Origin of the sequence: Pedobacter punctiformis, assembly GCF_027213715.1 — a bacterium.
Taxonomy (GTDB): Bacteria; Bacteroidota; Bacteroidia; order Sphingobacteriales; family Sphingobacteriaceae; genus Pedobacter; species Pedobacter punctiformis.
Genome location: NZ_JAPWGM010000001.1, coordinates 481,060 through 496,164, shown reverse-complemented (window position 1 = coordinate 496,164; position 15,105 = coordinate 481,060). Strand labels below are relative to the sequence as shown.

Sequence of the window (15,105 nt, the reverse complement as noted above, 5' to 3'; positions counted from 1 at the left end):
ATAGAGTTAAAGCCGTTTTAATACGCAAGAAATGATTAAACAATTTTTACATAAACTTTCTGTTTTCACAGCGCAAATTGTTGCTGAGAAGAGCTTGTTTATTAATCATTTCCGGCCCGCATTCTATTATCCCTTAAGTCGGCAAAATTTTACGCCGCGTATTTAGTACATCTTACTAATACTATGAGGAATTGATCCTCTCTAAAAACCCAATTAACAAGAATACCTTAATTTTTCGTTAGAAAACGAATGGATATTAATGAATTTATCGTACAGGTTGCAATCTCTGAACACCGTGTGTTTGCAGATGAGATTGTTACTGAAATGGCAGAATCTGCGAAAGCCCGTGGTACAGGTATCGCTAAGCGTTCTCCTGAATATGTTGCCGGAAAGATGCAAGAAGGCAAAGCTGTTATCGCTTTCCATAAAGACGGTACCTGGGCAGGGTTTTGCTATATAGAAACCTGGAGCCATGGCCAGTTTGTGGCCAACTCTGGCTTAATTGTAAGTCCAAAGTATAGAAAAGCCGGACTTGCACACGCCATTAAGGAAAAAGTTTTCGAGTTATCAAGAACGCTATACCCTAAAGCAAAAATATTTGGTTTAACAACCGGTCTTGCCGTGATGAAAATTAATTCTGATTTAGGATATGAGCCGGTAACTTATTCTGAATTAACTCAGGATGAAGAATTTTGGAAAGGCTGCCAGAGCTGCGTTAACTTCGAAATTTTGAAAATGAAGGAACGTAAAAACTGTATGTGTACAGCCATGCTTTACGATCCGGCCACTCAAAAGCATGATGCAGCCAAGCGTTTTGCTGAAGAATTAGAAAAGAAACCCAAATTATACGAGCGTTTTATGCGCATTAAACAGCGTTTAGTTGTTAAACCGAAACCAAAAACGGGTTTAAAATCCCTTTTGTTTTTATTTACCTTATTATTTAAATAGCATGAAGAAGAAAGTTGTTTTAGCTTTTAGCGGAGGTCTGGATACCTCGTTTTGTTGTATTTATCTTGCACAGGATCGTGGCTTAGAGGTTCACTCTGTAATTGTAAATACTGGTGGTTTTTCTGAAGAAGAGCTTCAGGAAATTGAAAAACGTGCTTACGCTTTAGGTGTAGCTTCGCATGCTGTAGTTGATGAAACCGAAGGTTATTATAATGATTGTATCAAATACCTGATTTTTGGTAACGTATTAAAAAATGCAACTTATCCACTTTCTGTTAGTGCAGAGCGTGTGAGCCAGGCAACGGCAATTGCCAATTATGTTAAAAAAATTGGCGCTGATTATGTTGCGCATGGTAGTACTGGTGCTGGTAATGATCAGGTTCGTTTTGATATGATTTTTAATATCTTAATTCCTGGAGTTGAAATTATTACCCCAATCAGAGATTTAAAATTATCCCGCGAAGCGGAAATAGAATATTTACATGAGCATGGTGTTGAATATAATGCAGAAAAAGCTAAATATTCCATCAACAAAGGTTTGTGGGGCACATCAGTAGGTGGAAAAGAGACCTTAACCTCCAACGAAACCTTACCGGAAAGTGCATGGCCTACCCAGGTATCGGAGACAGAAAGCCGTAAAATTGAACTGACTTTTGAAAAAGGAGAATTGGTGGCTTTAGATGGTGAAAAATTAGCACCGGTTACAGCTATTCAAAAATTGCAGGCCATTGCACAAGCTTATGGCATTGGAAGAGATATTCACGTTGGTGATACCATTATTGGCATTAAAGGCCGCGTAGGTTTCGAAGCAGCTGGTCCAATTATTATTATTAAAGCGCACCATACTTTAGAAAAACACACCTTAACCAAATGGCAGTTGAGCTGGAAAGAACAATTATCATCTTTTTATGGAAACTGGTTGCATGAAGGTCAGTTCCACGACCCGATTATGCGGAATATTGAGGCATTTTTAGCCGATACCCAAAAAATGGTTAGCGGTAAAGTATTTGTTGAGTTGTTGCCATACCGTTTCCAGATTATTGGTATTGAATCTAACCATGATTTAATGAGTAATAAATTTGGTAGTTACGGAGAAATGAATAACGCCTGGAGCGGAGAAGATGTGAAAGGTTTCTCTAAAATATTTGGTAACCAGGTGATGATTTGGCATAAAGTTAACAGCGAAGAAGCATAAAACTGATTTTTTATATATCGTTATTGCAGGGCACGAAACAATCTTTTAAGCACTAGTCGAAAACTTATAAAAACAAAATGAACGAAATCCTTTCAAAAGAAAATTGTTTAAACCAGTACAAATGGGGCGATAATTGTGATGGATGGAATTTTGTAAGTAAGCCTGAAGCAGGCATTAAACAAGAATTAATGCCTGCCAAAACTGCCGAAAAGTTGCACTATCATACTTATGCTGAACAGTTTTTCTTTATTCTAAAAGGAGAGGCTACATTTTTAATTGAGGATGAAACGGTGAAAGTAAGCGCAAACGCCGGACTGCAAATTAAGAATGGTCACAAACATAAAATCATGAACGAAACGGATCATGATTTAGAATTTATTTTATTCTCTTATCCATCTACACAAAATGACAGAACAGATTGTGAATAATAAAAAGATTAAAGCAGGGATTGTTGGCGGTGCCGGATATACCGGAGGAGAAATGCTCCGCATTTTGGTTAACCATCCAAACGTAGAGATTGCTTTTGTAAACAGCAGCAGTAATGCCGGAAATTTAATTTCAGATGTACATACCGATTTATTTGGAGATACTGATTTGAGGTTTACCAGCGACTTACCTCAGGATATTGATGTTTTGTTTTTATGTGTTGGACATGGTGACGCTAAGAAATTTTTAGCCGCTAACCCGATCAGCAATAACATTAAAATTATTGATTTATCTCAGGATTTCAGGTTAACGGCCAATGCTGCTTTTGGAAACAGAACATTTGTTTATGGTTTGCCTGAATTAAATGGAGCGGCTGTAAAAAGTGCAAAAAATATTGCCAACCCGGGTTGTTTCGCTACTTGTATTCAGCTGGCGTTATTGCCACTGGCTGCAGCAGGCTTAATTAAAAATGAAGTTCACATCAACGCAACAACAGGTTCTACAGGGGCGGGGCAAAGTTTAGCACCAACCTCGCATTTTAGCTGGAGAAATAATAATCTTTCCATTTATAAAGCATTTGAACATCAGCATTTAAACGAAATCAGTGAGAGTCTGGTGCAATTACAACCATCTCTTGCTGAAACCTTAAACTTTATTCCGCAACGCGGCGATTTTACCAGAGGAATTCTAGCCGCCATTTATACCGAAAGTGACCTGACTTTGGAAGAAGCACAAAAGCTTTATGAAGATTATTACAGTGCTCATCCTTTTACCCACGTAAGCCGGCGAAATATTGATTTAAAGCAGGTTGTAAATACCAATAAGGCACTGATTCATGTAGAAAAACATGGAAATAAACTATTCATCATCAGTATTATTGATAACCTGCTAAAAGGAGCAAGCGGACAAGCGGTTCAAAATATGAACTTAATGTTTGGCCTGGAAGAAACAGCTGGCCTGAAATTGAAAGCCGCAAACTTTTAAAAGGCGAATGGTATAGGGCTAAAGGTTTAAGGTAAAATAGAATGAGAGATTATAAAAAACTTGACGTTTGGAAAAAAGCACATGAGTTAAATATGTTTATCAAAAAAGATATTGCAACTCAATTTCCAAAAGAAGAGCGATATGAATTAACCTCACAATTAACCCGAGCCTCTTTATCTATTCCATTAAATATTGTAGAAGGGTGTGGAAGATTTACAGATAAAGATTTCGCACATTTTCTTGATACAGCTTTAGGGTCTGCTAACGAAATTGATTATTGTTGCTTATGTGCTTCAGAGTTAAAGTATATAAGTGAAGATGATTATTTAAAGGTAAACCAATCAATTAACGAAGTTAGAGCAATGCTAATTTCATTTTTAAAATTTTTGAGAAATGGGGGAATAAAACCTTAAACCCCACACCTCAAGCCTCAAACCTTAAAACATGAATTTATTCGACGTTTATCCACTTAACGATATAGAAATTACCAAAGCATCAGGCAGCAATGTATGGGATGCAAACAATCAACAATATTTAGATTTATACGGCGGTCACGCAGTAATATCTATTGGACATACACATCCGCATTATGTAAAACGCCTGACAGATCAGTTAAACAAAGTTGGTTTTTATTCCAATTCTGTTAAAATTCCTTTGCAGGTTCAGCTTGCTGAAAAATTAGGACAAGTATCAGGGAAAAAAGATTTTCAGTTATTTTTATGCAATTCAGGAGCAGAGGCAAATGAAAACGCATTGAAACTGGCTTCATTTTACAATGGCAGAAAAAAGGTTATTGCTTTTTCAGGCGCCTTTCATGGCCGTACATCTTTAGCGGTTGCCGTAACAGATAATACTAAAATTGTTGCGCCGGTTAATCAAACTGAAAATGTAATCTTTTTACCATACAATAATGAAGTGGCTTTAGAAGAAACCTTTAAAGCACAGGGTAACGAAATTTGCGCCGTAATTATTGAAGGTATCCAGGGTGTTGGTGGAATTAAAGAAGCCTCGAAAAGCTTTTTACAAAAAATCCGCTCACTTTGTGATGAATATAATGCCGTTTATATTGCGGACAGCGTACAATGCGGTTATGGTCGTACAGGTTTATTTTACTCGCATGATTACGCAGGTGTAGAAGCTGATGTATACACAATGGCTAAAGGAATGGGGAATGGTTTTCCGGTTGCCGGAATTTCCATTGTACCAAAATTTAAACCCTGGCATGGCGAGTTAGGGACAACATTTGGAGGAAACCATTTGGCTTGTGCTGCGGCATTAGCTGTTTTGGAGACTATGGAGCAGGATAACTTATTGAAAAATGCCGAAGAAGTGGGGAACTACCTGATTACAGAATTAAAGAAATTTGAGCAGATAAAAGAAATTCGCGGTCGCGGTTTAATGATTGGTATAGAATTACCTGAAGAGTTGGCACACGTTAAAAAGGACCTTTTGTTCAAACATTTCATTTTTACGGGTGAAGCTAAACCAAATGTAATCCGTTTATTACCTGCTTTGAATTTAACAAAAGCACACGCTGATGAATTTTTAGCAGCATTTAGAAAATTAGTAAAATAAATATTATTTTAAATAAGCCGTCATTGCGAGGTACGAAGCAATCTTAACGATCAGTTTATTTTGTAATGACAGAGAAATAAAATTTAACCGAAGACCCTGGTCTTCTTCCCAAGTTTTAAAAGATGAAGTTATTCTCTTCCGTAAACGATGTATCAAACATCAAACAATTAGTTAAGGATGCCCTTGAGTTAAAAGCAAATCCTTATGCATTTCAAAGTTTAGGCAAAAACAAGACCCTGGGTTTAGTTTTTATGAACCCAAGCTTACGCACCCGGTTAAGCACCCAAAAGGCTGCACTAAATTTAGGTATGAATGTGATGGTGATGAACATGGATAAAGAAGGCTGGGCACTTGAAACACAGGATGGAGTGGTGATGAACGGGACAACGGTAGAGCATATTCGTGAAGCAGCAGCCGTAATGGGGCAGTATTGTGATATTTTAGGCTTACGTTCTTTTCCAAAACTCAATAACCGTGAGGAAGATTACAGCGAAGATTTCTTCAATAAGTTTGTAAAATATTGTGCTGTACCAGTGGTTAGTTTAGAGAGTGCAACACGTCATCCTTTACAGAGCTTTGCAGATTTAATTACCATACACGAAACCTGGACTAAAAAAGCAGATGGTACAAAACCAAAAGTAGTTTTGGCCTGGGCACCCCATGTTAAAGCCTTGCCACAAGCCGTTCCAAACTCTTTTGCTGAATGGATGTGTAAAGCCCAGGAAGAAGGAATGGTCGATTTTACTATTGCCCAGCCTGAAGGATATGAACTTGCTGAAAATTTTACACCGGGAGCTAAAATTGAATATAACCTTGAACACGCTTTAGAAGGTGCTGATTATGTTTATGTTAAAAACTGGAGCAGCTATAAAGATTATGGAAAGGTTTTAACTTATCCGGATGGCTGGATGATGAATAACGATAAACTGAAGTTTACAAACGACGCTAAAATAATGCATTGTTTACCAGTTCGCCGCGATTTGGAATTATCTTCTGAAATATTAGATGGCCCAAATTCGTTGGTTATACATGAGGCCGGAAATCGTTTATGGGCAGCACAAGCCGTTATTAAAACGATGCTGGAAGAATTATAAGATAAAAACGCTTCATTGAAGAATTGGTTAAAAATATGGATCAACTTACAATCATAAAAATCGGTGGAAATGTAATTGACAACTCTGAAAAGTTGCATCATTTTCTACTGGATTTTACAGCCTTACCAGGAAAAAAGATTTTAGTGCATGGCGGCGGTAAAATTGCAACCGAACTGGGAGAAACCCTTGGTATTGAAGCCAAAATGGTTGACGGCAGAAGAATTACCGATATTGAAACCCTTCGCGTTGTAACGATGGTTTATGCCGGACTGATCAATAAAAATATGGTTGCGCAGTTACAGGCAAAGGGCAGCAATGCGATAGGCCTTAGCGGTGCCGATGGAAATGTAATAAAAGCAAAAAAACGGCCTGTGGTAACTAAAACTTATGGTAAAGAAGGCGGCCCACAGGCAGGTACAGTAATTGATTATGGATTTGTTGGAGATCTGGATGAAAAATCGGTTTCTGCTATTACTTTAGATAGCTTACTAAAAGCAGATTTGGTTCCGGTTTTATGTGCCATAACACATGATGGCGAAGGACAGTTATTTAATACCAATGCCGATACAATTGCTTCAGCAATTGCAGTGGCGATGTCCACTTTATATGAAACCCGATTGGTATATTGCTTCGAAAAGAAAGGAGTGCTTAAAGATGTTAACGACGATGCAACGGTCGTTAGAGAAATTAAAGCAAACGAGTTTGAAGCTTTACAAGCCGATGGAACAGTAGCGGGCGGAATGATCCCTAAGCTGCATAATGCATTTGAAGCCATTAATCAAGGGGTTTCTGCTGTTTATATCGGTAAAGCTGATGAGCTTGCAGAACTAGCCAGCAGTACTTTCGGAACGAAAATGCTGAAATAATTTTTAAGCATAAAGCCATGAAAAATGCAAAGGAATGCCTTTGTGAAGAAGTGATCTTGGAAATTGAAAGAAAATGGAGCCTGATTTTAACTGCCTTTGAAATTTAAACTTGATAGGAGCGAACACGAAGTACAACGGAGTAAAACGGATAGCAGGAACAAACATGAATAGAATTACTGAAATTGCTTTACAAAATAAAAAATAAATCAGTTAATCTATAATCAAACCTAAAGGAAATAATAAACGAACCACATGAAAAAAATAGCTATTATTGGTAGCGGAAATATCGGTTTATCCTTGGCAAAAGGATTAGTAAAAGCCAATTTTGCTAAAGCTGCAGACATTACGCTTACCAGAAGAAATATTGATCACTTAAAATCTTTTGCCGAAGCTGGTTTTCAGGTGAGCAACGATAATAAACAGGCTGTTGCTGCTGCAGATGTTGTTATTTTAGCCGTTTTACCTCAGCAGTTAAATACTGTTTTGGATGAAATACAACCCTCAGTTGTTCCCGCGAAACATTTGGTTATTTCTGTCATTTCTGGGGTAAGCTGTCTGGCTGTTCGCGAAAAACTAGGCAATGATGTTGAAGTGATCAGAGCTATGCCTAATACAGCAATTGCCATTGGTCAATCCATGACTTGTATTGCCAGCGACAATGCTTCCACACAAAATATTGAAAATGTAACCCGAATGTTTGAAACAGTAGGTTCGGTTGTTAAAATTAATGAAGATTTAATGACTTCTGCTACAGCGCTTTGCGCTTGCGGAATTGCATTCTTTTTAAGGGCAATCAGAGCGGCCTCGCAAGGTGGGGTTGAAATTGGTTTTCACGCAGATGAAGCACTTAAAATGGCGGTTCAAACTGCAAAGGGAGCGGCAGATTTACTTTTATTACATGGAACACATCCCGAATCAGAGATAGATAAAGTAACTTCGCCGAAGGGCTGTACCATTGCCGGTTTAAATGAAATGGAACACAATGGTTTTAGTTCATCGTTAATCAAAGGGATTAAATTATCGGCCTTAAAAGCAGGTAATTTATATACTAAAGAAAGCTAATTTGATTTACGAGTTAAGATTTTAGATTTACGATTATGAATAGCGAAACCTTAAAGAAAAGAACGAAAGCCTATTCAATTTCAATCGGACATTTGATTTCAGAGTTATCGTATAATATATTAAATAAAAATTATTCAAACCAGTTGGTTAGATGCTCAAGTTCTGTAGGTGCAAATTACAGAGCTGCGTGCAGGGCGAAATCTACTGCTGATTTTATAAATAAATTAAAGATTGTTGAAGAAGAATTAGATGAAACGATGTATTTTCTTGAATTGCCTGAAGAATTTAATCCTGATAGAAAGAATCTGATTCAAGAGAATTGGAAAGAAGGAAATGAGTTACTCTCTATCATCGTTGCCTCTATAGTGACTATACGCAGAAACGAACAAAATCGTAAGCCGTAAATCTAAAATCGTGAATATGATTGAAAATATACAAAAAGAAAGCCTGGATTTATTGCGCCAGTTAATTCGCATCCAGTCTTTTAGTAAAGAAGAAGACAGAACTGCAAATTTAATTGCTCAGTTTTTAGAAGAGCGGGGTGTTAAAATTCATCGTAAAATGAATAACGTTTGGGCATACAATCAGCATTTCGATTCAGCCAAACCAACACTTCTTTTAAATTCGCATCATGATACGGTTAAACCAAACTCTGGCTATACCCGCGATCCTTACGATGCTGCGATTGAAGACGATAAATTATTCGGGTTGGGCAGTAACGATGCCGGTGGTTGTTTGGTTTCTCTAATCGGAACATTCCTGTATTTTTACCCTAAAGAAAATTTAAAATATAACATCTGTCTTGCGGCAACAGCAGAAGAAGAAATTTCAGGCAATAACGGACTTGAATTGGTTTTACCTGATTTAGGAGAACTGGAATTCGGAATTGTTGGCGAACCAACAGAAATGAACCTGGCCATTGCAGAACGCGGACTTTTAGTCCTGGATTGTGTTGCTCACGGTAAAGCTGGTCATGCGGCACGCGAAGAAGGTGAAAATGCAATTTATAAAGCTTTAAAAGACATCGATTGGTTCAGGAATTATCAATTTCCAAAAATATCAGAAGTTTTTGGCCCATTAAAAATGACCGTTACTATTATTAATGCAGGTTCTCAGCACAATGTCGTACCTGCTAATTGCACGTTCACCGTTGATGTAAGGGTAACAGACGCTTATACAAATGAAGAAGTTTTAGAAATTATCCGTGCAAATGTAGATTGTGAGGTAACACCACGGTCTATTCGCCTAAAGCCATCATCAATAGATAAAAACCATCCTTTGGTGCAGGCAGGTATTGCTTTGGGTAGAACAACTTATGGCTCGCCTACAACTTCAGATCAGGCTTTATTAAGTATTCCATCTGTAAAGGTTGGCCCGGGTTTCTCCGGCCGTTCTCATATGGCAGATGAATTTTTATATGTGAAAGAAGTTGCTGAAGGTGTAGAAGGTTATGTGAATATGTTGAAACCCGTTATTTTAGGCTAAAATCTGGTTATTATAATCAATTGTCATTGCGAGACACGAAGCACTCTATTTGCAAAGTGTTAAGCAATTGAATTTTTTAATATTAAAGAGGATTGCTTCGTACCTCGCAATGACGGAGTGGAATTATGAAAATCTGGCAAAAAAATATTGATGTAAATAAGTTTGTAGAAAGCTTTACCGTTGGTAAGGATCGCGAACTGGATTTACAAATGGCAAAGTTTGATGTTTTAGGCTCTTTGGCGCATACTGAAATGCTTGAAACCATTAATTTGCTCACTGCGGATGAACTAAAAACCGTTCAAAAAGAACTTAAAAATATTTATGCGGAGATTGAAGCCGGCAAATTTACCATTGAAGATAGCGTTGAAGACGTACACTCGCAGGTAGAGTGGTTGCTAACCCAACGCATTGGTGAAGCGGGTAAGAAAATACACAGCGGACGCTCACGTAACGATCAGGTGCTGGTTGACTTAAAACTATTTTTCAGGGCTTGTATTGAGGATATGGTTACCCAAACTTCTACTTTGTTTAACCAGCTTATTGAACTAAGTAATACACATAAGGATAAGCTATTGCCGGGTTATACGCATTTGCAGATTGCAATGCCATCATCATTTGGATTATGGTTTGGTGCTTATGCCGAAAGTCTGGCGGATGATATGGAAATGATGCTCGCCGCATGGAAAATTACCAATAAAAATCCTTTGGGCTCTGCTGCCGGATATGGCTCTTCCTTCCCATTAAACAGAACCATGACGACACAGTTGCTTGGCTTTGAAAGCCTAAATTACAATGTAGTTTATGCACAAATGGGCAGAGGGAAAACGGAAAGAATTCTGGCTCAGGCCATGTCAGCCGTAGCTGCAACGTTGGCTAAAATGGCTATGGATGTTTGCTTGTTTATTAATCAGAATTTCAGTTTTATCAGTTTTCCTGCAGAGCTGACAACGGGTAGCAGCATTATGCCGCATAAGAAAAATCCTGATGTTTTTGAATTAATCCGCTCACGTTGCAATAAAATCCAGGCTTTGCCGAATGAAATTGCCATGATGATTACCAATCTGCCTTCAGGATACCACAGGGATTTACAGCTGTTAAAAGAAAACCTTTTCCCGGCCATTACCTCATTAAATGAATGCCTGGAAATCGCAACATTTATGTTCCAGAACATTACGATAAAAGACAATATTTTAAAAGATAAAAAGTACGACTATTTATTTAGTGTTGAAGTGGTTAACGAACTTGCTTTGCAAGGTGTTCCATTCAGAGAAGCCTATAAAATAGTTGGCGAACAAATAGAAAATGGTACTTTTGCGCCATCGGACCAAATACATCATACACACGAAGGGAGCATTGGTAACCTTTGTAATGAGCAAATTTCTGCAGCAATGCAGGGTGTTTTGTCTCAGTTTGGTTTCGAAAAGGTTAATAAAGCAATAGAAAATTTAATTCATTAAATCGTCATTGCAAGGCACGAAGCAATTTTAAAGCGGAGGGTTTTACTAGCTAATTAGTAAGATTGCTTCGTGCCTCGCAATGATGTGAAAGGCAAGAAATATAAAATATATGAAAGTTTCAGCATTAGCCGGTTCTTTAATCGGTTCAGAAATTATAAAAATTGGCAACGAGGTTAACGAGATGAAACGAAAAGGTACATCTATCGCTAACTTAACTATTGGAGATTTTGATGCCAATATTTATCCCATTCCAACAGAATTAAAGGCAGGGATTGTAGAAGCATATCATCAAAACCAGACTAATTATCCACCTGCTGATGGTATTTTGCCTTTAAGAGAAACGGTTTCCGAATTGTTAAAAGACAGATTCGGACTCGATTATCCAACCAACAGTATCTTAATTTCTGGTGGTTCACGCCCTTTAATTTACGCTACTTATTTAGCTTTAATTGATCCCGGAGATACCGTAGTTTTTCCTGCACCATCCTGGAACAATAACCACTACTGTCATTTAACATCTGCAAATGCTGTTGCGGTAGAAACCGACGCTGAACATAATTTTATGCCAACAGCAGCGCAGTTAAAACCACATTTAAAAGGCGCAACTTTATTGGCTTTATGTTCTCCGCTAAATCCTACGGGCACCATGTTTGATGCAGATCAGCTTGCAGAGATTTGCGATGCGGTATTGGAAGAAAATGCTTCAAGAAGTGCTGGTGAGAAACCATTGTATTTAATGTACGATCAGATTTATTCATTGCTGACTTTTGGTAAAGCACACGTAAATCCGGTTACTCTACGTCCGGCAATTAAAGATTACACTGTTTTTATTGATGGTAGTTCCAAATGCTTAGCTGCAACAGGTGTACGTGTAGGCTGGGGTTTTGGTCCGGCTGATATTGTAGATAAAATGAAAGCTTTAGTTGGGCACATGGGGGCATGGGCTCCAAAAGCCGAGCAGGTAGCAATGTCTAAATATTTTGCAGATAAAGCTCAGGTGGATACCTTTTTAACAAGCTTTAAAAAGCAAATTCAAGATAGCTTAAATGCACTTTACAATGGCTTTAACGAACTAAAGGCAGAAGGTTTTAATGTGCAGGCGGTTGAACCAATGGGTGCAATTTACCTAACCATTAAAATAGATTATATTGGTAAAACCACACCTGAAGGCCAGGTTTTAAAGGATAGTGCGGATGTGAATTTCTATTTAATTAAAGAAGCACAAGCTGCCTTAGTTCCGTTTTCTGCTTTTGGAAATGAAGATAGTATGCCATGGTTCCGTGCATCAGTTGGTGCCTGTACCTTACAGGATATAAAAGACATGATGCCGAGAATAAAAGCAGCATTAAGTAAACTAAAATAATTGCAAAACCCCGGAGTCATTTTCGGGGTTTCGTATTTTAATTTTTTTTCTTATTTTTTGGAATCTAAATTCAATTTTAAAAAATGGAAAATCTACATTATCAGCCTTCGGGAATTATGCCCGGAAAAGGCATCGTACTCTCCCTGGTTATTGCCTTTGTTTCAACCGTTATTTTAAGTATTGCATACATTGCTTTACAATGGTTCATCCCAATTATTTACCTCAATGTGTTTATCACCCTGGGGCTGGGTTTCGGAATTTTTATGGCCCTGAATTTTGCCCTGGGAATTGGTAAAATCAGAAACACCAGATACGCTTTTATCTTATCAGTTGTTTGCGCTTTGCTTGCTTTTTATTCGCAATGGGCTTTATTCGTTTCTTTAATGTACGAAGCCAGCGGAAGCATGGGTGGAGGTACATGGGTTAAATCATCTTTTAATTTAGATGGATTCTGGTATATTTTTACCCACCCTAAATTATTATTCGATTCTATGGTTAGCCTAAACGAAGTCGGAACCTTTACCATTAAAAAATCTACGGTTTCTGGTGGTTTTTTATGGGTAGTTTGGGTTATAGAAGCTTTGATGATTTTAGGGATACCAGTTATTTCATCCTTAGCGGGAAAAGCAACAAAACCTTTTTCAGAATTGAACAATGCCTGGATGGAGGAGAAAGAACTGGAAACCAAATTAAGCTTTATTGAAGATAAAGATGGTTTCATTCAAAAGTTGACTAATGGAAACTTTGAAGCCTTAAAACCTGCCCCGGCAGATGCCGATCTTTCTTCATCTTATGCTCAAATGGTGGTTTTCGAATCTCCGGGAGATGGTGTGAAATACCTTACCGTAAGAAATGTAGTGCACAACGTGGATAAAAAAGGAAATGATAAAGTTGATAAAACAGATATTGTAGAATATTTCAGAATTACCTCTGCATTACCTGTTTAATTAAAAATAGAGATCAAAAAAGCCTCTTCAATTTATTTTGAAGAGGCTTTCGCATTAGATAATAGATGTCTTTTTATTTAAACTCACTGGTTTTATAAAAATCAATATCCGGGTAGTCTTGTTTCGTTAAATTAATCATGTAATCGTTATCTGCCAGGTATACCGGATTTCCTTCTTTATCCACACCAATATGTTGCTGCTTGCGTTTGACAAATTCATCCAGTTTCTTTTTATCTGTAGAATTTACCCAACTCGATCTGCTGTAACTTAAAGTACGGAAACGACATTTTGCACCGTATTCATGCTCTAACCTAAAATTAATTACCTCAAATTGTAATTCACCAACTGCGCCAATAACTTTACGGTTACCGGGCTGCATCACAAATAGTTGCGCAACACCTTCATCTGTAAGTTGTTCTATACCTTTTTCTAACTGTTTGGTACGCAATGGATCCATGTTTTCTACTTCCTTAAAAATAGATGGTGAGAAGCTCGGAATTCCTTTAAATTGTAATTTTTCACCTTCAGTAAGGGTATCGCCAATTTTAAAGTTACCACTGTCGTATAGTCCAACAACATCTCCCGGCCATGCTTCTTCAACAATACTTTTCTCATTGGCCATAAAATCCATCGGGTTAGAAAATTTTAACTTCTTATTCTGACGGGTATGATAATAAAATTTATTGCGTTCAAATTTACCGGAGCAAATTCTTAAAAAGGCAATTCTATCGCGGTGTTTTGGATCTAAGTTGGCATGGATTTTAAAAACAAAACCACTAAAGTTTTTCTCTTCAACCAATACATCACGTTCTTCTGCTTCGCGGTGCCGCGGACTTGGTGCAATTTCAATAAAAGTATCCAGCAGTTCCTTAATCCCAAAGTTATTAATGGCACTGCCAAAAAATACCGGAGCCAGTAAACCTTCAGTATAAAGGGATTTATCAACGGTGCCATAAATACCTTCAACCAACTCTACATCATCTTTAAGATTATTAACCTCATTTTCCTTTAAATAATTTAAAAGCGATGGATCGTTTAAGTCGCTGGCTGCAACAACTGAATCCGTTACCTTGGTTTTATCCGAATTAAAAAGATTTAAGTGTTTGTTATAAATGCTGTAAACCCCTTTAAATGTATGGCCTTGTCCAATTGGCCACGAAAGCGGGCAAAGGCTAATGTTTAGTTTTTCTTCAATCTCATCCAGTAAATCAAATGCTTCTTTACCCTCACGGTCCATTTTATTGATAAAAATAATGACCGGAGTGTTGCGCATACGGCAAACCGACATTAATTTCTCGGTTTGTTCCTCCACACCCTTTACACAGTCAACCACTAAAATAACACTATCTACAGCAGATAAGGTTCTGTAAGTATCTTCAGCGAAATCTTTGTGACCAGGTGTATCCAAAATATTAATGCGTTTACCACTGTATTCGAAACCCATAACAGAAGTGGCAACTGAAATCCCACGCTGCTTCTCAATCTCCATGAAATCGGAAGTATTACTTTGATTAGCCTTATTTCTTTTTACAGCTCCGGCCGTGTTGATGGCACCACCAAAAAGCAGAAATTTTTCTGTTAAAGTAGTTTTACCTGCATCGGGGTGACTAATAATGGCAAAGGTTTTACGTTTTTCTATTTCAGGGTTAAGCATAATAAAAAGGAAATTATAAGATAGGAGGAAGCGTTAAAGAAATCTTGCA

The 15,105-nt window shown here is 37.6% G+C and carries 15 protein-coding genes; 14 read left to right on the top strand and 1 reads right to left on the bottom strand.

Annotated elements, in window-relative coordinates:
- Window positions 1-249 precede the first annotated feature (249 nt).
- The 14 genes from O0955_RS02225 to O0955_RS02160 all read left to right on the top strand — a co-directional run bounded on the left by O0955_RS02225 (window position 250) and on the right by O0955_RS02160 (window position 13,402).
- Window positions 250-948 (top strand): GNAT family N-acetyltransferase, encoded by a 699-nt coding sequence (locus tag O0955_RS02225; RefSeq protein WP_269425898.1) that lies wholly within the window; start codon window positions 250-252, stop codon window positions 946-948.
- A 1-nt stretch (window position 949) separates the two neighbouring features.
- Entirely contained in the window at window positions 950-2,143 is a 1,194-nt protein-coding gene (argG, locus tag O0955_RS02220; protein ID WP_269425897.1) for an argininosuccinate synthase, read from the top strand.
- Between the two features lie 77 nt (window positions 2,144-2,220).
- Window positions 2,221-2,571 carry a cupin domain-containing protein gene (locus tag O0955_RS02215; protein WP_269425896.1) on the top strand — a complete coding sequence of 117 codons (351 nt, stop codon included), beginning with the start codon at window positions 2,221-2,223 and terminating at the stop codon, window positions 2,569-2,571.
- Entirely contained in the window at window positions 2,549-3,553 is a 1,005-nt protein-coding gene (gene argC / locus O0955_RS02210; RefSeq protein WP_269425895.1) for an N-acetyl-gamma-glutamyl-phosphate reductase, read from the top strand. Before O0955_RS02215 ends, argC begins: the two co-directional genes overlap by 23 nt.
- A gap of 41 nt (window positions 3,554-3,594) precedes the next feature.
- Window positions 3,595-3,966, top strand: a complete 372-nt coding sequence (locus O0955_RS02205; protein WP_269425894.1) for a four helix bundle protein — start codon at window positions 3,595-3,597, stop codon at window positions 3,964-3,966.
- A 31-nt stretch (window positions 3,967-3,997) separates the two neighbouring features.
- On the top strand, window positions 3,998-5,128 hold the full coding sequence (locus tag O0955_RS02200) for an aspartate aminotransferase family protein (RefSeq protein WP_269425893.1): 1,131 nt from the start codon (window positions 3,998-4,000) through the stop codon (window positions 5,126-5,128).
- A 122-nt stretch (window positions 5,129-5,250) separates the two neighbouring features.
- Entirely contained in the window at window positions 5,251-6,222 is a 972-nt protein-coding gene (locus O0955_RS02195; RefSeq protein WP_269425892.1) for a Rossmann-fold NAD(P)-binding domain-containing protein, read from the top strand.
- A gap of 35 nt (window positions 6,223-6,257) precedes the next feature.
- Window positions 6,258-7,088 (top strand): acetylglutamate kinase, encoded by an 831-nt coding sequence (gene argB / locus O0955_RS02190; protein WP_269425891.1) that lies wholly within the window; start codon window positions 6,258-6,260, stop codon window positions 7,086-7,088.
- Between the two features lie 252 nt (window positions 7,089-7,340).
- Complete coding sequence (gene proC / locus O0955_RS02185) at window positions 7,341-8,150, top strand: pyrroline-5-carboxylate reductase (RefSeq protein WP_269425890.1); 810 nt, start codon at window positions 7,341-7,343, stop codon at window positions 8,148-8,150.
- A gap of 35 nt (window positions 8,151-8,185) precedes the next feature.
- Entirely contained in the window at window positions 8,186-8,554 is a 369-nt protein-coding gene (locus O0955_RS02180; RefSeq protein WP_269425889.1) for a four helix bundle protein, read from the top strand.
- 16 nt (window positions 8,555-8,570) lie between these two features.
- Complete coding sequence (locus O0955_RS02175; RefSeq protein ID WP_269425888.1) at window positions 8,571-9,635, top strand: M20 family metallo-hydrolase; 1,065 nt, start codon at window positions 8,571-8,573, stop codon at window positions 9,633-9,635.
- A 125-nt stretch (window positions 9,636-9,760) separates the two neighbouring features.
- Complete coding sequence (argH, locus tag O0955_RS02170) at window positions 9,761-11,092, top strand: argininosuccinate lyase (RefSeq protein ID WP_269425887.1); 1,332 nt, start codon at window positions 9,761-9,763, stop codon at window positions 11,090-11,092.
- 109 nt (window positions 11,093-11,201) lie between these two features.
- Complete coding sequence (locus O0955_RS02165) at window positions 11,202-12,455, top strand: pyridoxal phosphate-dependent aminotransferase (protein WP_269425886.1); 1,254 nt, start codon at window positions 11,202-11,204, stop codon at window positions 12,453-12,455.
- An 83-nt stretch (window positions 12,456-12,538) separates the two neighbouring features.
- Complete coding sequence (locus O0955_RS02160) at window positions 12,539-13,402, top strand: hypothetical protein (RefSeq protein WP_269425885.1); 864 nt, start codon at window positions 12,539-12,541, stop codon at window positions 13,400-13,402.
- Between the two features lie 73 nt (window positions 13,403-13,475).
- Here the strand turns inward: O0955_RS02160 and O0955_RS02155 are convergent, their stop codons facing one another.
- Window positions 13,476-15,056 (bottom strand): peptide chain release factor 3, encoded by a 1,581-nt coding sequence (locus O0955_RS02155; RefSeq protein ID WP_269425884.1) that lies wholly within the window; start codon window positions 15,054-15,056, stop codon window positions 13,476-13,478.
- Window positions 15,057-15,105: the final 49 nt, after the last annotated feature.